The sequence below is a fragment of the Edaphocola flava genome, from assembly GCF_004118155.1.
Lineage (GTDB): Bacteria > Bacteroidota > Bacteroidia > Chitinophagales > Chitinophagaceae > Edaphocola > Edaphocola flava.
The window spans coordinates 316,126-334,658 of record NZ_SAIQ01000001.1; the positions used below are offsets into that span (position 1 = coordinate 316,126).

Annotated in this window: 16 protein-coding genes and 1 tRNA gene; 8 read left to right on the forward strand and 9 right to left on the reverse strand. The window is 42.4% G+C overall.

Features of this window, described 5'->3' with window-relative positions:
• The first annotated feature begins 209 nt into the window (after positions 1-209).
• From EMP01_RS01485 to EMP01_RS01490, 3 genes are all read left to right on the forward strand, one after another.
• Positions 210-1,604 (forward strand): sigma-54-dependent transcriptional regulator, encoded by a 1,395-nt coding sequence (locus EMP01_RS01485; protein ID WP_129019727.1) that lies wholly within the window; start codon positions 210-212, stop codon positions 1,602-1,604.
• A 275-nt stretch (positions 1,605-1,879) separates the two neighbouring features.
• Positions 1,880-2,224 (forward strand): SDR family NAD(P)-dependent oxidoreductase, encoded by a 345-nt coding sequence (locus tag EMP01_RS15750; RefSeq protein ID WP_262707769.1) that lies wholly within the window; start codon positions 1,880-1,882, stop codon positions 2,222-2,224.
• The gene (locus EMP01_RS01490; protein WP_262707772.1) at positions 2,155-2,748 is read left to right on the forward strand and encodes an SDR family oxidoreductase; all 594 of its coding nucleotides are present in this window, start codon (positions 2,155-2,157) and stop codon (positions 2,746-2,748) included. Before EMP01_RS15750 ends, EMP01_RS01490 begins: the two co-directional genes overlap by 70 nt.
• A gap of 393 nt (positions 2,749-3,141) precedes the next feature.
• Here the strand turns inward: EMP01_RS01490 and EMP01_RS01495 are convergent.
• A tRNA-Leu gene (locus EMP01_RS01495) sits at positions 3,142-3,225 on the reverse strand.
• A gap of 92 nt (positions 3,226-3,317) precedes the next feature.
• Between EMP01_RS01495 and EMP01_RS01500 the strand changes: the two genes are divergently transcribed.
• Together EMP01_RS01500 and EMP01_RS01505 are read left to right on the forward strand one after the other, a co-directional pair.
• On the forward strand, positions 3,318-4,142 hold the full coding sequence (locus EMP01_RS01500; protein WP_129019728.1) for an outer membrane protein assembly factor BamD: 825 nt from the start codon (positions 3,318-3,320) through the stop codon (positions 4,140-4,142).
• Positions 4,129-4,452, forward strand: a complete 324-nt coding sequence (locus EMP01_RS01505) for a DNA-directed RNA polymerase subunit omega (RefSeq protein WP_129019729.1) — start codon at positions 4,129-4,131, stop codon at positions 4,450-4,452. Before EMP01_RS01500 ends, EMP01_RS01505 begins: the two co-directional genes overlap by 14 nt.
• 76 nt (positions 4,453-4,528) lie before the next feature.
• Here the strand turns inward: EMP01_RS01505 and EMP01_RS01510 are convergent, their stop codons facing one another.
• From EMP01_RS01510 to EMP01_RS01520, 3 genes are all read right to left on the reverse strand, one after another.
• A complete protein-coding gene (locus EMP01_RS01510; protein WP_129019730.1) occupies positions 4,529-4,876 on the reverse strand; it encodes a hypothetical protein in 348 nt (115 codons plus the stop codon).
• Positions 4,869-5,441, reverse strand: a complete 573-nt coding sequence (locus EMP01_RS01515; protein ID WP_129019731.1) for an RNA polymerase sigma factor — start codon at positions 5,439-5,441, stop codon at positions 4,869-4,871. Before EMP01_RS01515 ends, EMP01_RS01510 begins: the two co-directional genes overlap by 8 nt.
• A 687-nt stretch (positions 5,442-6,128) precedes the next feature.
• Positions 6,129-6,362 carry a hypothetical protein gene (locus EMP01_RS01520; protein WP_129019732.1) on the reverse strand — a complete coding sequence of 78 codons (234 nt, stop codon included), beginning with the start codon at positions 6,360-6,362 and terminating at the stop codon, positions 6,129-6,131.
• A gap of 906 nt (positions 6,363-7,268) precedes the next feature.
• Here EMP01_RS01520 and EMP01_RS01525 point away from each other — a divergent pair.
• Positions 7,269-7,907, forward strand: a complete 639-nt coding sequence (locus tag EMP01_RS01525; RefSeq protein WP_129019733.1) for a response regulator — start codon at positions 7,269-7,271, stop codon at positions 7,905-7,907.
• Positions 7,908-8,554: 647 nt separating this feature from the next.
• On the opposite strand, the gene EMP01_RS01530 is transcribed toward EMP01_RS01525, so the two are convergent.
• From EMP01_RS01530 to EMP01_RS01545, 4 genes are all read right to left on the reverse strand, one after another.
• Positions 8,555-9,139 carry a thioredoxin family protein gene (locus tag EMP01_RS01530; protein WP_129019734.1) on the reverse strand — a complete coding sequence of 195 codons (585 nt, stop codon included), beginning with the start codon at positions 9,137-9,139 and terminating at the stop codon, positions 8,555-8,557.
• Positions 9,140-9,249: 110 nt separating this feature from the next.
• Complete coding sequence (locus EMP01_RS01535; RefSeq protein WP_129019735.1) at positions 9,250-10,401, reverse strand: PQQ-binding-like beta-propeller repeat protein; 1,152 nt, start codon at positions 10,399-10,401, stop codon at positions 9,250-9,252.
• An 86-nt stretch (positions 10,402-10,487) separates the two neighbouring features.
• A complete protein-coding gene (locus tag EMP01_RS01540) occupies positions 10,488-12,986 on the reverse strand; it encodes a PKD domain-containing protein (protein ID WP_129019736.1) in 2,499 nt (832 codons plus the stop codon).
• Positions 12,987-13,227: 241 nt separating this feature from the next.
• Positions 13,228-15,771, reverse strand: coding sequence for a T9SS type B sorting domain-containing protein (locus tag EMP01_RS01545; RefSeq protein ID WP_129019737.1), 2,544 nt, complete (start codon positions 15,769-15,771; stop codon positions 13,228-13,230).
• A gap of 256 nt (positions 15,772-16,027) precedes the next feature.
• Between EMP01_RS01545 and EMP01_RS01550 the strand changes: the two genes are divergently transcribed.
• Together EMP01_RS01550 and EMP01_RS01555 are read left to right on the forward strand one after the other, a co-directional pair.
• The gene (locus EMP01_RS01550; RefSeq protein WP_129019738.1) at positions 16,028-16,627 is read left to right on the forward strand and encodes a hypothetical protein; all 600 of its coding nucleotides are present in this window, start codon (positions 16,028-16,030) and stop codon (positions 16,625-16,627) included.
• Positions 16,624-17,706, forward strand: a complete 1,083-nt coding sequence (locus tag EMP01_RS01555) for a cytochrome-c peroxidase (RefSeq protein ID WP_129019739.1) — start codon at positions 16,624-16,626, stop codon at positions 17,704-17,706. Before EMP01_RS01550 ends, EMP01_RS01555 begins: the two co-directional genes overlap by 4 nt.
• Here EMP01_RS01555 and EMP01_RS01560 read toward each other — a convergent pair.
• On the reverse strand, positions 17,685-18,527 hold the full coding sequence (locus EMP01_RS01560) for an ion transporter (RefSeq protein ID WP_129019740.1): 843 nt from the start codon (positions 18,525-18,527) through the stop codon (positions 17,685-17,687). The genes EMP01_RS01555 and EMP01_RS01560 overlap by 22 nt on opposite strands.
• Positions 18,528-18,533: the final 6 nt, after the last annotated feature.

Here is an 18,533-nt window from a genome sequence, read left to right on the forward strand (position 1 = left end):
TGAACGTGCTTTGGTCAGGCATCAGAGAGATGCAGGACATTGCGTTACACAATCAATGCATACAATGCTGATAAGCAAGCAATTCATATTATATCTCTACTTATGAAGCTTTATATTATTTAACATAACAAAGACAAATTTTTCAAATAAGAAGATTAAATTTACTTACCCTTAACCAGTTATTAACCAACTCTTAAAACGACAATCTAATGAAAGTTCTTCTTATTTCCGATGACCGGGCTTATAGCAGCTATTTAAAACGCAATCTTACTGCAGAGCAAATTGAGACTGAAGAGACATTTGCTTTACAAAGTGCTGTGCCCCTTATCAAGAAACATCATTATGATGCTGTTGTGTGCTGTGTTCCTATTCTAAATGCCCGCTGCCCACATGAGATCCTGGCGACCCTGAAGGAGGCTGCGCCGGATACAGGCGTGATTTTTATTACAGAGAATGTACAGATTTATAAGGCAATCGAACTGGTGCGTCAGGGACTGTTTACCTGCCTGAACAGACCAGTGTTTATAGAAGAGCTGATCACTAATCTTACCCAATTGAAATCCCATCAGCAAGAGAAAGCTTCTATGCGGCAGAAAGAGCAGATTGCAGTACCCTTACATACAAGGGAGCGCAAAGGCATTCAAAAGTATGTTTCAGGAATCAGTAAGATAGCGACCAGGATGTATGAACAGATAGACCTGGTTGCCCCTACTTCTTTCAGTGTGATTATTTATGGTGAAACCGGTACCGGCAAAGAATCTGTCGCGCATCGTCTGGCCAAAACCAACGATAGCAAAAATCCATACATTGCGGTAGACTGCGGTTGCCTCTCTAAAGAACTTGCCCTAAGCGAACTGTTCGGACATGAAAAAGGCAGTTTTACAGGAGCACACAGTGCCAAAGCCGGCGCTTTTGAGCTGGCTCATAATGGCACCATATTCCTGGACGAGATTGCCAACTTGGACTATGATGTGCAAAGCTATCTGCTGCGCGCCTTACAGGAACGCAAGATCCGCAGAGTTGGCGGAACGGAAGATATTCCTGTCGAAGTACGGGTTATTGCTGCATCAAACGAAGACCTGGCCCTGGCCGTAAAAGCCGGTAAATTCCGTGAAGATCTGTTCCACAGGTTGAATGAATTTGAGATTGCTATACCCCCGCTCAGAGAGCGAAAAGAAGACCTGAACATATTCATTGAGCATTTTATGCAGGAGACAAACATAGAGCTGCATAAAATGGTGATGGGCATAAATGCCGAAACCGAACAGCTGTTGCGACAGTATGAATGGCCGGGAAATATCAGGGAATTGAAAAATGTGATCAGGAGAGCCTGTCTGCTTACAGATGACGGGTGCCTAGTGACCCGTCAGGTATTGCCCCGCGAAATTCTGTACCCTATATCTGCGCTGTCAGGAGATATTCATGAGCTGCAGCCAATAGAAAGCCCTGCAAAAAAGGCTTCCCGCAGGATAGGTATTAAAGAAATTGAAGAAGCTTTAAAATGTGCCAATTATAATAAATCCAAAGCGGCCAGCCTGCTGAGGATAGACCGTAAGACTTTGTACAATAAGCTTAAAAGCTTTGCCCTGGTTGGAACTATCTGATAGTGCAAAACATTTTGCGGCGCTGTAAGCAATAACAGTTTACCCTTGCCGTTGCAGCATATAGGTAACGGCAGGTGTTTTTGGGGAATGTAATACTCCCTGAGCAAGCCTTTTTTCCTGGAGGCACTATTCGTACTGCTATGCCCGAAAGGCCCTCCAATACACCTATTACCTGCATACGCCGGATTATTTGATGAAATGTAGCAGGATATTGTGCTCCAAAGCCCGCTACTGATCAGTGTTTTATTTTGTCCATCAGTTTTAAACGAAAGACTATGAAAAATAAAAAGGATGTAAGCGAAACTATTCCCCCTCAGACGCAGAACCATCAGCCCGGCGTAGAGACCGAAATGGTGCCCCAGCCGGTATCTCAACCCAAACTGGATGCCCGGACGGGCCGCCTGCAGCATAAGGTAGCCATCATTACCGGTGGTGACAGTGGTATCGGTAAGGCCGTAGCCCTTGATTTTGCCAAAGAAGGAGCCACAGTGGCTATTGTATACCTCGAAGAAGAACGGATGCTGCAGATACCGAAAAAGAGATTCTTGCCATTGGCGGCAAAGTCCGGCTATTCAAAGGAGATGTGCGCGAAGAATCTTTTTGTAAACAGGTGGCTGTAAGCACCCTGGAACAGTTTGGTGCTATAGATATCGTGGTCAATAATGCTGCAGTGCAGTTTGAGCAAACTGAACCTACTGATATTACGGCGGCACAATTACGCCTTACCTTTGAAACCAATGTATTTGCGGCATTTTACCTGAGTCTGGCCTGTCTGCCGCATATGAAGAAAGGCAGCAGCATCATTAATACAACCTCCGTAACCGCCTACAGAGGCAGTGATCACCTTATCGACTATGCCTCGACCAAAGCAGCGCTGGTAGGCTTTACCCGCTCCTTATCCAGTGCCCTTGCAGAAAAGGGCATTCGGGTTAATGCTGTTGCACCTGGTCCGATCTGGACACCCCTGATCCCGGCCAGCTTTTCAGAAAAAGAAGTGGCTGAATTCGGAAAAAATACGCCGATGAAGCGCCCGGGGCAGCCCAATGAAGTGGCCCCCTGCTATACCTTCCTGGCTTCGGAAGAAGCTTCCTACATCACCGGACAGGTGCTGCACCCTAATGGTGGTGAAATTATTAACGGGTAATAATGATAGCAGTTAGCAGCAAAATAAAAAAGAGACCCGCTTAAGGGAAACAAAGACTAGCATTATGAAAAGACTAGCATTATGATTTAAATAGTCTATTTATATCTATTGGTACCTTTTGTTCTGTACGGATCGCTTATTGTTTTCATCACAGCGATAGTCATTTTGGTTGGAGATGCGATCGTTGAGCACCGAACGCATCACACGTTAAGCTCAGACGATCAATGCACGCAACGGTACAAAATGGCGGTGCCCTGCAATCGCCTTGATGAAAACAAAGGCATTTTTGGTCCTTTTGTTGCCGGACAAAAGGACGAATAAAATAGTTGAACAAATGCGGATAGTCAGTTAATAAAAAAAAGAGACCCGTTGCGGGTCTCTTTTTCCATTCAGTGCGGCAGAGGAGATTCGAACTCCCAAGTCCTTGCGGACACAACGACCTCAACGTTGCGCGTCTACCAATTTCGCCACCGCCGCTGATTTTTTGAAGTTCGCAAATATATATACAATTTCGGAGATAATCTGCGTTTCTATCATAAATTAATATCTTTAATAAAAAAATCGTACTTTTGCACACGACTATGCGTAAACTGCTGCTGCTTGCTTCCCTGTCCGGTCTACTCTTATCCTCCTGTGGGGGTGTGGATACTTATTTAAAAAATAAGGATGCCAATGTGAGACTGACTAAAGCGAATGAATACTACGAAAAGAGAACCTGGTATAAAGCTAATGAACTATATGCTTCTTTAATTCCTGTGGTGCGTGGCACCAAGAACCATGAAGAGCTGCAATACCGTTATGCTTATTCATTTTACAACATGAAGGACTATCTCAGTTCTTCTTACCAGTTCCGGACTTTTGTAGATAATTTCCCATCCAGCAAGCGTGCAGAGGAATGTGAGTTTATGTATGCAGTAAGCCTGTTCAAAGATGCGCCGAAGTTTACCCTGGACCAGTCCAGCACGGTAAAAGCTATGGCAGCACTGTACACGTTTACCTCTCTGTACAAAGATTCAAAATACACCGCAGAGGCGAATAAGTACCTGGACATCTGCCGCGAGAAATTAGAGCAGAAAGAGGCCGGTGCAGCTAAACTGTATTTCGACATGGATCAGTACAAAGCGGCGATTGTGGCATACAAATCTGCCCTGGATGAGTATCCTGATTCTGAAAATGCAGATTACTACCAGTATATGATTATCCGCTCCAGCTATCACTATGCGACACACAGCAGACCAGATAAGCAGGAAGAGCGTTTTGCAGAGGTTGTTTCCGCATTCAACATGCTTAAAGAGCAATACCCGCAATCGACATTTATAAAAAATGCAGAAGGCTTACAGGCTGATGCAACTGTAAAAATTAATAAATTACGTAAAAATAATGAGCACAACTAAAAAACTCGTTTCGTCTTTGAATCCCCTGATCGAAACACGCGATGTAGCCGCAATGAAGGAAAAAACGGGCAATATTTATGAGACCATTTCTGTCATTGCCAAACGTGCCAACCAGATCAATGTTACGATGAAAGAAGAACTGCATCGTAAGCTGGAAGATTTTGCGAACCATACCGATACGCTGGAAGAAGTTCACGAGAACAAAGAGCAGATCGAAATTTCCCGTTTTTACGAGCGTATGGCTAACCCTGTACTGCAATCGATCAACGAATTCAACAACGATAAGATCTATTATCGCAAAAAAGATTAATTCATTTCTGAATATTGTATAAATATAAAGCCTGATCAAATGATCAGGCTTTATATTTATACAATATTATTATGCTTTATTTTGTGCCGAAATGGAAGAAACAATAGCATACCAGTAAGAGCAGCAGTATGAGTACGGTAATGAGTATATTATGCTGCTGATGGCGCTGCATGCTCTTTTTCCTATCCTTACTGCCCGCGGTTTTATGCGCCTGTTGCTTCAGCTGTGCCGTCACCTTACGGATCTTCTGGCTGTCGCCCAGTTGCTGTAATCCTTCTACGGCATCATTCCAGAAAGGATCATCTACCTTATCTGCTTCCAGTAAATGCGCTTTCTCCGGAGGCAGACCACCGGACACATACTGCCACAGCGCCTCCTCATCATTAGGCTTGGGTTGCTGATATGGTTGTTTCCGGTTAGACATATTTAGCGTCCTTTTTTATTTGTTCTATCAGTATTTTCAGATTTCGCTTGCCGTTCTGAATATTACTTTTTACTTCTTTAAGTGTATAATCGGTACTGTCCGCGATCTCCTGGTAGCTCTTTTTATGCAGGTAAAACAGCTCTACACACACCTTCTGATCCTCCTTTAAAGCGGCCAGCGCCTGTTGCAGGTATTCATAGTGCTGCTCCACCTTCCAGTGTTCGGCTTCGTTCAGCGACTCATCGGCCGGTGTACACTTCAGCGCCATATCTTCTACAAAATGCTTCTTAGCCCTTATGTAAGAGATACAGGCATTCTGAGCTATACGATACAGCCATCCGCCAAAATTATCGATTTTATACTTTCCTATTTCCTGCAGGGCTTTTACAAATACCTGCTGTACCATATCCTGTGCTTCATCTTCATCCTTCAGGTACTTCATGCTTACCCCTAAAAGGCGCATGGTATACCGGCTCAACAATTCTCCTACATACCGACTGTCGCCTTCTTTGTAATACAAAGATAGCAGGTACTCTTCAGAAATATGTGCTAATGGACCAGTCAAAGTGTAAATGATTAAGGTGCTGTACAGTTATGACGCACAATGGATATTATTTCCATAAAATTAAGAATGCTTCTGTCGCAGATGGGCAAGATAATAATAAAGATGCTTAAGTACACTTTATGATGCCAATTATATCTTCTACAGGAAGCCTCCTGGAGCTAAATTAAGTAAATACTACCCTTCTTCATATTGACTTTGCTGCATAAAAAGATGCCCCCAATCATGAAATAGTACATACCTTTATAGAAATATTTTAATATGTATCGTCTAACATATACTATTGACTATTCGGGACAATACAAGGGTAAGGTCGAACATGCAGATATATACAATCGGCTATGCCGCCTCTTAGACAGTATTCCTCATAAAATAACAAAGTACCATACTAAGTTTAATGATACGGATAAAAAAAAGCCTCATTCGGATGCCCTGTTTAAAATGTGCTTATACTTACCAGATGTAGATAAGCTTCAAGCAGCAATAATATTTTTTAATCAGTATTGTACCTTAAATCACCTTCCTTTGGATGAGCATCCCGACATCATAACCATGACAGAAGATGACCGGTATTAGTTTTGTAATTACCAGATCAACTGAAGAAACGGTAACTATGCCTTATAGAAAAAGACAGAACCTTACGGGCTCTGTCTTTTTTATATATGTTTAAGTTTTCAGTTTAATTCAATTTTATTGGGCCTTACCCTGTTCCGGCTGCCCTTTTTTGATGATATTAATCACCTCTTCTCTACCTTTTTTCAGGCGATCCTGCACTCTGGTAAGCATTTCACTTTCCTTGCCTTGTTCAATTTTAAGGTCAGCCATAGTTAACTGCGGAAATTTTTCTTTCAATGCATTGGATTGCTTATCCCAGTTTCCAATAATTTTAAAATCTTCTCTGGCACTATTTTTATTATTTTCCATTTTACTAGCATTAAGATTGTGAAATCATTTTCACTTAGTAAAGGTGGCACATAATGCGCATTTAATCGTTACATAAATGTGTTTAAATCTTACACAAATCACACAATCGGCCCATTGGCTTGCTCATTTTTCTATCTAAATTCTCTTTATAAATTATTTCTACAAGAGTATTCTGGTTATCAATGAAACGAACAAAAAAATGACACACGATTTGTGTGCCATTTCTATATTTCCTCTACTAAGATGTGGTTTTAGATGTCCATCAAATATTGAAAAATAAGAGTGCTAATGAAGAAAAAAAAAGAAGTCCGAATATGATCATATTGAATATAACGGTATCTTCTTTTGCGTAATGGCTATATTTAAGTTTACTTCTATATTGTTGTTTATCCATGCTTGTTGTTTGACTATTAATTGAATTCATGGAATAGATAATACTATATGGTACGTTTAAAGTACATATTAATAAAATGAGATAAATCTCAGATAAATAAACCGCAAAAAATTGTAGTGATCAAGTTTATACAGTATTCCTTAGATACAAGTAAAGAGAAGGTTATTACTAAGGACAATTTTCCTATTCCGGGAAGTGATATATGCAAATATAGGCTTTTTTTTATTAAAACAATAATTAATATCACAGACAATAAATTAGCCCCTCAAAAAAAGGGGCCTATGTACAATTTAAATAAAATTTGTTCCGGTTTTGACTGTTGTCTTTCAGTACCGTCGTAAGATAAGCTTATTATTCTCAGGAACAACGATTTATTTTTAATGTATTGCCTTAATACAACCCCGAACGATATTATGCTTATATGGCGTACACCCATCATAACATACAAAAAACAGTACAAAAGTTAGTTATTCTGATTTTCAACAAACAGGAAATTACATGAACTTTACATCATGATAACAGTAATAATTGTTGAGGATCAACCTGAACATCAATACAACTTTAAAACCATTATAAACAACAGCCCCTTATTTGACTGCATTGGTATTTATGGCAATGGAAAAGACGCTATTGAAGGTATTCTTCAACACAAACCCGATGCTGTTATAATGGATATCGGACTACCTGATATATCAGGTGTAGAGTGCATTCGCGAGTTAAAGCCATTAGTGGAAAATGTCAAATTTATGGTATGCACGGTTTTTGAAGATGATGAAAATATATTTGAAGCGTTAAAAGCAGGCGCCAGTTCATATATTCTTAAAAGAGGCAAACCATATCAATTAACCGATGCCCTTTTAGAAATGCACAATGGTGAAATGCCGGTCAGCAGCTGTATTGCAACGAAATTGCTGAATTATTTACCCCAGGCAGAGGAGAAGCCATTAGAAGAAAAGAAAGATTATACAATTACAAAGCAAGAAGCTACTATTCTTGAGCTCCTTTCAAAAGGTTGTAGTTATCAGGAAATTGCAGATAAGCTAATGATAAAAATTGCCACGCTCAAATGGCATATCTATAATATATTCTTTAAAATGAAGGTAAAGAATAGAACAAGTGCCATCAATAAATATTTCTCAAATGGAAAGTAAATAAGGTGAGTATCGTTTTAATGGATCGCATGATGCGATCCATTTTCATTACTACCCTATATATTAGTGGATTAGATTCCATACTAAATCTATAAATCCTTCATCATATAGTGTTGCATCAATTACCATGCCATTGTATTATAAAAAAAGCATAACAGTACTAAAGTTTGTTTGTCATACTTATAACACCATTCTTCATATAACTGACTATCAATATAGTGATGAGGTAATTGTTACTAAGATGTTTTCATCTTTTCGCGAGTAGCAGCCTCTGTAACAAACGGTTATCAATAAACCGTACATAAGTTAGGCTGTGCGCAACCGAATCACGTCAAGTTTTATATAATTTTGAACAAAATCAATAACCGGATTTTATGAGCAAGTTATTACTTGCACTTATGTGATCAGGAGCTTAATTGTAGATAAGTATTCTTTCGTAAATATACCTGATTCCTACGCCTATTTAAGAGCTTTCAAGTTTCTACTTGAGAGCTCTCTTTATGTACAGTCATTACTGCAAACCGGAAAAACGGCTACAAGCAAAGGTGATGAAATAACAAAAAGCATCAGATATGATGCTTTTTGTTCTCGCAATGCGCATGATTATTTGTATTTCTTAACTGTTCTGCGGTACAGACAGATCTTGATTAACCCAGCAATGCTGCGATTTCTTCCTGCGGTTCTTTTCCTTTATGGTGGTTATACCACTGATGCATCTCCAGTTCAAAGGCTTCAAAATCTCTGCCATTAGGATTGGATTTCCAGTCCAGCATCAGCGCCTGTGCCCCGGCCGGTCTTGGTCCCCAACGGAACAACTGATTATCTTCTTCATCAAAAGCCACCAGGATCGGAATACTTCTGGTCCCGTTAGTCAGATAAGCATCAATAATAGCCTCATTTTCGTCACGAAGCACGATACGCAACTCAATACCTGCTGCTGCAGCTACAGCCGCAATTACGGGCAGATTCTGCGCACTATCCCCACACCAGGCTTCGGTGATCACCCACCAGCTTTGCTGTGGCTGCGCTTTCAGTTTTGTAATCAATGCTGCGTCCGGAGTAAATGTTTTATTCCAGCGTTTCATACGCTGAAAATTCAATTTGGTATAAAATGCATATTTATCATTCGCAACCAGTTCCGGATTTGCTTCATTTTTTGCAATCACCCCCTCTGCATATTGCAGGAATGAGGCATAATCGTATGATTGTACGGCTGTCTTAAAGATATTCATATATCTATTTTAATATCAATGTTTTGAGAGGCCAAAGATAGTACTAATTACCAAAACAGACAGAGGCCGCAGCATATCATGCTGCGGCCTCTGTATAAAGATTTGTATGCTTAGTAAGGATAATTACCGCTGATGGACGGCACTACGCTACCGGAGATAGTATCCAGGATCATAGATGCGTTCATGGTTGCATTGGTATTATAGCTCCATTTCTGGCTGCCATCTTCACTATTCAGCGCATATACATTCTTATCAAAAGAGTTGAAGTATAAAGTATTGTTATACGCAAACGGAGAACTGCTGATAACACTGAAGGTCAGGAACTTCCATTTCAAAGTACCATCAATGATGTTGATCGCATACAGGTTGTAATCGTTAGATCCGAAGTATACATTCTGATTGTATACAAAAGGAGAAGAAGCGATACGATCTGAAGCTGTATATTTCCAGCGCAGCAGACCTGTTGCCGAATCTACGGAGTAGAGGTTACGGTCATCACTGCCTACGATAATATTACCGCCTACAGAGATAGGAGAACTCTTGATTGCAGAACCGGTAGGATAAGACCAGTAGGTACTGCCGTCATTTGAATTCAGGGCATATAAACTACCGTTATCATTTCCTACATACAGGTAGTTGCGATTTGCCGCACTTACCGAAGATGCGAAATTACCCGCACCGGAAACGGAAGTCTGCCACATCTGCGCACCATTATCGGCCTGCAGCGCGTATACTTTAGTTCCTGCAGCAAAGAAGACTACTTTTTTGTTGGTATCTGTTTTACTAACATTGAGCGCTGGAGAGGTCCTCACCTGGTCTGTTGCAGTATAGCTCCAAACAGTAGTAAAGTTGCCCGTTGGGTCAATCATTTTAACGGTATTGCCAACCGGGATAATCAGTTTACGATCGTAAGAAAGTGGCGTGCCATAAACCGCTCCTCCCAGTGAAGAAGAGGCCTCGATTTTACCGTTTTTCGGTTCTATTCTGTAGATCTTCCCCGTAATATCAACCACGTACAATTTACGGGAGATCACTACAGGAGTAGCATATACATCACTACCTACCTTTGTTTCCCATCGTTTTGCACCTGTTGCAGGGTCTAATGCCAGTACACTTCTATTACTATTTACAGCATATACAGAAGACACATAAGGAGAAGTCTCCGGACCGTCAACACTATAGGATTTCTTACACGATGTAACGCTGAACGCTAAAGAAAGCACTGCTGCTGATCCTAGAACTATTTGCTTCAATGTTGTCATTAATTGTCGTTTTTCAATTGTTTATTTACATGTAAACCAGATATTGTTGCGCGCCTGTGGCGCGCAACAATATCTGGCACTCTATTTTATCTGATTAAGGTTACATTACCCTGATAACGCTCTTCAGTACCATCTTTAAACTTGACACTGATATCGTAGATGTAGACACCGGCAGGTTGTACTTTGCCGCTGTACAGACCATCCCAGCCACGGCCGTCGATCTTCTGAGTCAGGAATACTTTCTCGCCCCAACGGTTGTATACAGACATCTCGAAGCTGCTTACACCTCTTGATAACAGGCTTCTTGGGAAGAAGTAATCACTAACACCATCTCCGTTCGGAGAGAATGCATTCGGAATATCTACATAACAATCTTTACGGATCGTTACACTATCAGTAGTCGAACAATCTGCACTGTTGGTTGCGGTCAGGCTGTATACGCCAGGACCGGTTGCCTGAATGCTTGAGGTTGTTGCTCCAGTATTCCAGTGATACAGTACACCCGTATTCACAACCTGGTTAGCCAGTGTGATAGGTGCACCACGGTAACATAATGCAGTATCATTACCCAGGTCTACCAGAGGATAGCCGCTGATCGTAATGTTCTTAGTATAAGTAATATCTGGACAGCTTCTGTAAGATACAGTCATCGCTACCGGATAAGTACCAGGCGTAGTATAAGCATAAGTCATACCAGTAACCGCTCCGGTTTGCAGCGTACCGCCATCACCGAAATCCCATGATACACCAGTAGGGTTCAGACCATAGTCAGGGGTAACATGAACTTGCTCACCGGCACAAAGTGTATTGCGATCCAGTACAAACTCAGGTGTCATTACAGAATCTACAGTTACCCATTGCTGGAAAGAATCAATACAACCCAAAGAGGTAACACCAACCATTTTGATCAGGTAATGACCGCTGTAAGGGTACTGATGAGTAGGTGTCTGCATATTAGAGGTAACACCGTTACCGAAATCCCAGCTCCAGCTTACAAAATCATTGTTAGGGAAGTTAGGGTTGAAGGTCAGGTTAGTGTTCACACAGACGATGCTGTCTACTTCAAATTTAGCTTTATAAGTAGGCGTATCTACGATCACATCGAATTTACGTTTACAACCACGATAGTTTTCTACTTCTACCACATAGTTACCTGAAGCAATATTTTTGAAGGTATCACCCTGGTCAGTGAAGTTTACGGCACGCAGTACATTGAACGCAGGATCCATCCAGGTAATTTTATACTTAGCGGTATCTGTTGCTGATTGTGTGATCCAGGCTTTACCATTGATCATGTCGCGGCACGGAGGCTGAGAACCGGTCTGGAAATCTCCGTTGAACGGCAGTACATAAACAGTATAGGTCACCGTCTTGATACTCGACAGCGGACAACCATCATCTTTATAAGTAATAAAGAACTGATATGTACCCGCAGCTACGGTATTCAGAATCCAGGAGAAGTGTGCTGTAGGATTGGGCGTACCATTGTTGGTTACATTGAACACTGCACCGGAAGGAATATTTGTTGCTGTAATGGTTACATTATCTCCCTGAGCATCTGTTACCGGTACATCAAAGGCAAATGTTGATGTTTGTGCCTCACAGGTTTCAAACTGAACACTGCTTGGTGTGCTTGGCAGCAAGTCGCCGTTCTGTGCACCGGATACCGGTGTAGATGGCGAGGTATTCGCACAGTTCTGTAACATTACGAATAACATCTCACGACAACAGCTACCTACTTCTACCCCATTGCGGGTCTCGGTTACTTTATTTACAACCACACAATTTACGAGTGCATTAGGCGTAAAGTCTGTCTGACCGGTAGTACCGGAAAACAGGAAAGTACCCGGCGCTGCAGGTAATGGAGTCGTAGCAGTATAACCAGCTACATAAGTCATATTAGTCGTACCAACAGCATTGGTATTGGCACCAACAAGGCTGTAAGACAAACCATCACCTTCTGTTTCTACCGCACCCAGGCTATAGCTCTGAGGAATGTTCAGACAGAAAAACGGTGAAGGATCGGATGTAAAGGTAGGGGTCGTATTCGGACCGTTTACATTATTCAGTGTAGCGCCGATGTACATAGTTGTACCACTTGCACCTACAGTATTTTGAATCAGGGCACTTCTACCCGCAGTAGAACTTACCAGGTCTCCGTTAAACGCAAAGCGCCAGTCGTTGGACGTACCGGCAATTACAATATTACCACGGAAAGTAAATTTTTTCACCCCTACGATCGTTCCACCGGGAGAACAGGTTGTACTGCTTAGCTGAGTCGCACATACGGGAGAAATCAGGATGTCACTTTCAGCATTAATGCGCGGCAGGTTGACCGCAGCACCTTGCTGTACACCAGCTTTGTATATATTAAGACCTGCAGAGGTAGAGCCCGTAAAGGACGGGAAAGAGCCACCGCTACAATCACCATAAATGATAACCTGTACCTGGTAGGTATGATTGGTCCCTGTAGTAGAAATAAATTTATAGGTGATCTCACCTCCTACAATGTGAGATGCAAATGCATTTATACCTCCAAAGAGACATAGTATCGTGCATAGTAATTGAGCGTATGCTTTTCTCATAAAATGGATTTATATTGATAGAATTGGTAAGCATGGTGAAGCACAAACCAATGAATGCAATGAGTAAAAGTAAAAAAAATGTTGCGCAAATCATAATATCAGGCATTTTTTTTTAACATCTAACCGGATCATACTTCTCCCTTTTATTAAGACAAGGTTAAAATGCCTTTGGTTGGTATATAAAAAACAAGAGCGCGGGATATTAAATCCCGCGCTCTTGTTTTTTATATTAAAATTGCCATTATCTGATTAAGGTTACATTACCCTGATAACGCTCTTCAGTACCATCTTTAAACTTGACACTGATATCGTAGATGTAGACTCCGGCAGGTTGTACTTTACCGCTGTACAGACCATCCCAGCCACGACCATCGATCTTCTGAGTCAGGAATACTTTCTCGCCCCAACGGTTGTATACAGACATCTCGAAGCTGCTTACACCTCTTGATAACAGGCTTCTCGGGAAGAAGTAATCACTAACACCATCTCCGTTCGGAGAGAACGCATTCGGAATATCTACATAACAATCTTTACGGATCGTTACACTATCAGTTGTAGAACAATCTGCGCTGTTGGTTGCGGTCAGGCTGTATACGCCAGGACCGGTTGCCTGGATGCTTGAGGTTGTTGCTCCAGTATTCCAGTGATACAGTACACCGGTATTCACAACCTGGTTAGCCAGTGTGATAGGTGCACCACGGTAACATAATGCAGTATCATTACCCAGATCTACCAGAGGATAGCCGCTGATCGTAATGTTCTTAGTATAAGTAATATCAGGACAGCTTCTGTAAGATACAGTCATTGCTACAGGATAAGTACCAGGCGTAGTATAAGCGTAAGTCATACCAGTAACCGCTCCGGTTTGCAGTGTACCTCCATCTCCGAAATCCCAGGATACACCAGTAGGATTCAGACCATAATCAGGGGTAACATGAACTTGCTCACCGGCACAAAGTGTATTACGATCCAATACAAACTCAGGTGTCATTACAGAATCTACTGTTACCCATTGCTTGAAGGAATCAATACAACCCAAAGAGGTAACACCAACCATTTTGATCAGGTAATGACCGCTGTAAGGGTACTGATGAGTAGGTGTCTGCATATTAGAAGTAACACCGTTACCGAAATCCCAGCTCCAGCTTACAAAATCATTGTTAGGATAGTTAGGGTTGAAGGTCAGGTTAGTGTTCACACAGATGATGCTGTCTACTTCAAATTTAGCTTTATAAGTAGGCGTATCTACGATCACATCGAATTTACGTTTACAACCACGATAGTTTTCTACTTCTACCACATAGTTACCTGAAGCAATATTTTTGAAGGTATCGCCCTGGTTTGTGAAGTTCACGGCACGCAGTACATTGAACGCAGGATCCATCCAGGTAATTTTGTACTTAGCCGTATCGGATGCCGGCTGTGTGATCCAGGCCTTACCATTGATCATGTCGCGGCACGGTGGCTGAGAACCGGTCTGGAAGTTTCCGTTGAACGGCAGTACATAAACAGTATAAGTCACTGTTTTGATGCTGGAAATCGGACAACCATCATCTTTATAAGTAATAAAGAACTGGTATGTACCCGCAGCTACGGTATTCAGAATCCAGGAGAAGTGTGCTGTAGGGTTTGGTGTACCATTGTTGGTTACATTAAATACTGCACCTGCAGGAATGTTTGTTGCTGTAATGGTTACATTATCTCCCTGAGCATCTGTTACCGGTACATCAAAGGCAAATGTTGCCGTTTGTGCCTCACAGGTTTCAAACTGAACACTGCTTGGTGTGCTTGGCAGCAGGTCGCCGTTCTGTGCACCGGATACCGGTGTAGACGGAGCTGTATTGCTACAGTTCGTTAATAATACGAACATCATTTCACGATAAGTAGTACCTACTTCTACCCCATTGCGGGTTTCGGTTACTTTATTTACAACCGTACACTCGCGGATGTTAGCACCGCTGGTGCTTGAGGTCATCGCTGCAGGCGTAAAGTCCAGCTGACCGGTAGTACCGGAAAACAGGAAAGTACCCGGTACAGCAGGTAACGGATTCGTAATAGTGAACGGACCTGTTCCACCGGTAGGCGTTACATTATACGTTACAGTAGTGTTACCTAAAGGATCATTGATTGCCGGTGCCAGGCTGTAAGTCAGCACATCACCTTCTGTTTCTACCGCACCCAGGCCATAAGAGCTCGCAATACCAATACAGAAGAACGGTGTAGGGTCGGCAGTAAATGTAGGGGAGTTATTCTGTCCTCCAACATTGTTCAGTGTAGCACCGATATACATGGTACCGATATTGGTCACATTATCGATGATAGACGTTCTACCTGCAGAAGAACCGTTTACCAGGTTACCGTTGAAGGCAAATCTCCAGTTAGCAGAAGTACCTGCAATGACAACATTGCCACGGAAGGTATATTTTTTTACCCCTACGATTGTTCCACCAGGAGAACAGGTTGTACTGGTCAGCTGGGTAGCACATACAGGGGAGATCAGGATATCACTTTCTGAATTGATACGTGGCAGGTCGATAGTAGCACCCTGCTGTACACCATTATTGTAGATATTAATACCTGCTGCTGTAGTTGAGGCAAATGAGCTGTAGGCAGCTCCGCTACAGTCGCCATACACGATGAACTGCAGCTGATAAGTGTGATTGGTTCCGGAAGAAGATATGTACTTATACGTAAGTTCTCCTCCCACAACGTGAGATGCAAATGCATTTATGCCTGCTATACAACATAAGACAGCACATAATAATAGGGAATAAATTTTGTTCATAATCAAAATTTATGTTTTTAAGTTATCAATGGTTTTCACGTGACAGTAATCCGGCATACAATTCGCCGAAAGCGTAAAAATAGTAAAGAGATTACACAAAAAAGACTTATTGCCGTAATATTTAATATATATACCCGATCGGGATTATGCACCCCATTCTTTTGTAGACAGGTTTATGAATCAATTCGTTGGCAAAAAGCAACACTATTTTTCATTGCTTGATATCTCGTACGAAAAGTCTTATTTTTGTAATATCATGAAAAAATATATAAGCCTTTTTTCACTCCTGTTGGGTATTTCCTTCAGTAATACAGTACTGGCGCAGGATTACGAGCAGAAGGAAGAAGACCATACGCATAACTTTTCCATTCCGGAATCGACTATTTACAATACTAAAAACTGGGTAAATACAAATGTGCTTAACCAGCAGAAGGTAGAGTTATGGAATATGCTGGACAGCGGCTATGTAATTATACATGAGTATTTCATGATCGACTGCCGCCCCTGCATTACCGCAGGCAAGGGCCTGGAAAAGGTGGTTGCCTCATTGAAAGCCAAATATCCCGGTAAGATCAAGTACTACCAGACGGTGTACGAAAATGAGTCTACAGAGAAAATGGCGAAGAAATGGGTAAAGGAAAACAAATTCAACCCCGATGCGCTTTTTATCAATGGAGCAGATGAGGTAGCCTTTTACGGTGGCATGGGCATGCCTACTATCGTAGTTGTAGGCGATGGCAGAAGACATAAAGGATTTTATAAAAAACAAGGCTATACCCCTTTAGAAAACGGTAAGATCATTAAAGCGGTACGACATGCTGTAGAGGTATCGAAAAGTAAATTTGAGGCGGAATGAAACGGCATAAATTAACCATTGCGGTCCTGTTCCTGACAGGGCTGACCATTTTACTGAGTGCAACGCAGAAAGAGAAAGCTACTCCTTACAAACCCACGCCCTTTCAACCGGCATTACCGGAGTTTGTAACGGACTACTTCGAACCTATGCCCATGCCTAAGGAAAACCCAATGACCAGGGAGGGTGTAGAGCTGGGTCGTTACCTTTTTTATGATGGTATCCTCAGCGAAAACCGTACTATGAGTTGTGCGGCCTGCCATCAGCAGGCATACGCATTTTCCGATCCCAGACAATTCAGCTTTGGGGTGCGCGGCGACCTGGGTGTAAAGCAATCCATGTCTGTGGTAAACCTGGCCTGGAGCAATTTCCTGTTCTGGGATGGCCGTGCCAAAACACTGGAGGCACAGGCCAATGATCCTATTACCAATCCTATAGAAATGGCGAGCAGCTGGGCCATCATACTGCCCCGCCTGCAATCACATGCAGATTATCCCAAACGCTTTTACAAAGCCTTTGGCACTACTAAAATCGACAGCAGCCTGGTGCTGAAAGCACTGGCACAATTCGAACGCAGTATCGTCTCTTTCAATTCCCGCTTTGACCGCTACTTCTTCGGTGGCGATGCCAGTGTGTTTACCAAAGAGGAAGAACGGGGCCTGGACCTATTCTTCAGCGATGGAGCATCCTGCAATCACTGCCATAGTGATGTATTACTGACCGATAACTTTTTCCGTAATAACGGGCTGGATATGAAGCCGGACTCCGGCATTGCCAAGACGACAAAGCTGTCTAAAGATGTAGGCAAAATGAGGGTCCCTACCCTGCGTAATATTGCCCTGACGGCACCATATATGCATGACGGACGCTTCAAAACACTGGAAGAGGTAGTTAATTTCTATTTTGACAAAGTGAATGGCGGTTCTCCCAACCTGGATGATCATATGATGATGCTGACCAACAGGGTTTATTTCGGGGAGAGTGACCGTAAAGCTCTTGTAGCCTTTCTCAAAACCATGACTGACTCTACCCTCATCAGGAACAAGGCCTACAGCGATCCTTATCCGTTTGAGGCTGACTGATCCACCATTTTTTCTCCGCATATTTTACAATAACGGGCATCACCATCATTATCACGGTTACCACAGCGGCTACAGGGCTTACCCACTCGCGGCTTCCTGCGCAGCTCCTGGGTTACAATACCGGTTGGTACCGCTATAATACTGTAGCCGCAGAGCATGAGTACAATGGCAAAAAACTTACCCACCGGGGTCACCGGAGAGATATCTCCGTAGCCGACAGTAGTAATAGTCACTATTGCCCAGTAAATGCTTTCGGGTATACTCTTAAAGCCGTTCTCCCCCTGCTCTACCACATACATCAGCGCCCCGACAATAACAGAGATGATGCTTATGAAAAACAGGAAAATAAAGATTTTACGATAGCTGTTGCGCAGGGCTTCGAGAATGTAAGAAGCATCTTTAAGATACTCCATCAGCCGGAAGATGCGGAATACCCGCAGTAAACGCAATAACCGTATGAGCAGCAGAAAGTGTGCCCCGGGAAAAAGAAGGCTCAGGTAAAAGGGAATCAGCGCCAGCAGGTCTATAACACCCAGCGGGCTGAGCACATAGGCACGGTTGTTTTTAATACACATCAGGCGCAGCATATACTCCAGTGTGAAGAATATAGTCAGTACCCACTCAGCGGTATAGAATACATTGAAATGCCGGCTGTAATTGCCCGGTAGTGATTCCAGGATAATGAGCACAGCACTCAGCAGGATAGCACATAATAAAACAATATCGAATAATTTACCAGCCGGGGTGTCCGAGTAGTAAATTATCCGATATACTTTTTTACGCCAACCTTCTTCAGGTATCAGTCTTTCTCTTGTAAACACAAGACA

Bases quoted from the DNA above. Each gene is read 5' to 3' on its own strand.
- EMP01_RS01485 (WP_129019727.1), top strand. From the start codon at position 210: ATGAAAGTTCTTCTTATTTCCGATGACCGGGCTTATAGCAGCTATTTA.
- EMP01_RS15750 (WP_262707769.1), top strand. From the start codon at position 1,880: ATGAAAAATAAAAAGGATGTAAGCGAAACTATTCCCCCTCAGACGCAG.
- EMP01_RS01505 (WP_129019729.1), top strand. From the start codon at position 4,129: ATGAGCACAACTAAAAAACTCGTTTCGTCTTTGAATCCCCTGATCGAA.
- EMP01_RS01510 (WP_129019730.1), bottom strand. From the start codon at position 4,876: ATGTCTAACCGGAAACAACCATATCAGCAACCCAAGCCTAATGATGAG.
- EMP01_RS01520 (WP_129019732.1), bottom strand. From the start codon at position 6,362: ATGGAAAATAATAAAAATAGTGCCAGAGAAGATTTTAAAATTATTGGA.
- EMP01_RS01525 (WP_129019733.1), top strand. From the start codon at position 7,269: ATGATAACAGTAATAATTGTTGAGGATCAACCTGAACATCAATACAAC.
- EMP01_RS01530 (WP_129019734.1), bottom strand. From the start codon at position 9,139: ATGAATATCTTTAAGACAGCCGTACAATCATACGATTATGCCTCATTC.
- EMP01_RS01535 (WP_129019735.1), bottom strand. From the start codon at position 10,401: ATGACAACATTGAAGCAAATAGTTCTAGGATCAGCAGCAGTGCTTTCT.
- EMP01_RS01540 (WP_129019736.1), bottom strand. From the start codon at position 12,986: ATGAGAAAAGCATACGCTCAATTACTATGCACGATACTATGTCTCTTT.
- EMP01_RS01545 (WP_129019737.1), bottom strand. From the start codon at position 15,771: ATGAACAAAATTTATTCCCTATTATTATGTGCTGTCTTATGTTGTATA.
- EMP01_RS01550 (WP_129019738.1), top strand. From the start codon at position 16,028: ATGAAAAAATATATAAGCCTTTTTTCACTCCTGTTGGGTATTTCCTTC.
- EMP01_RS01555 (WP_129019739.1), top strand. From the start codon at position 16,624: ATGAAACGGCATAAATTAACCATTGCGGTCCTGTTCCTGACAGGGCTG.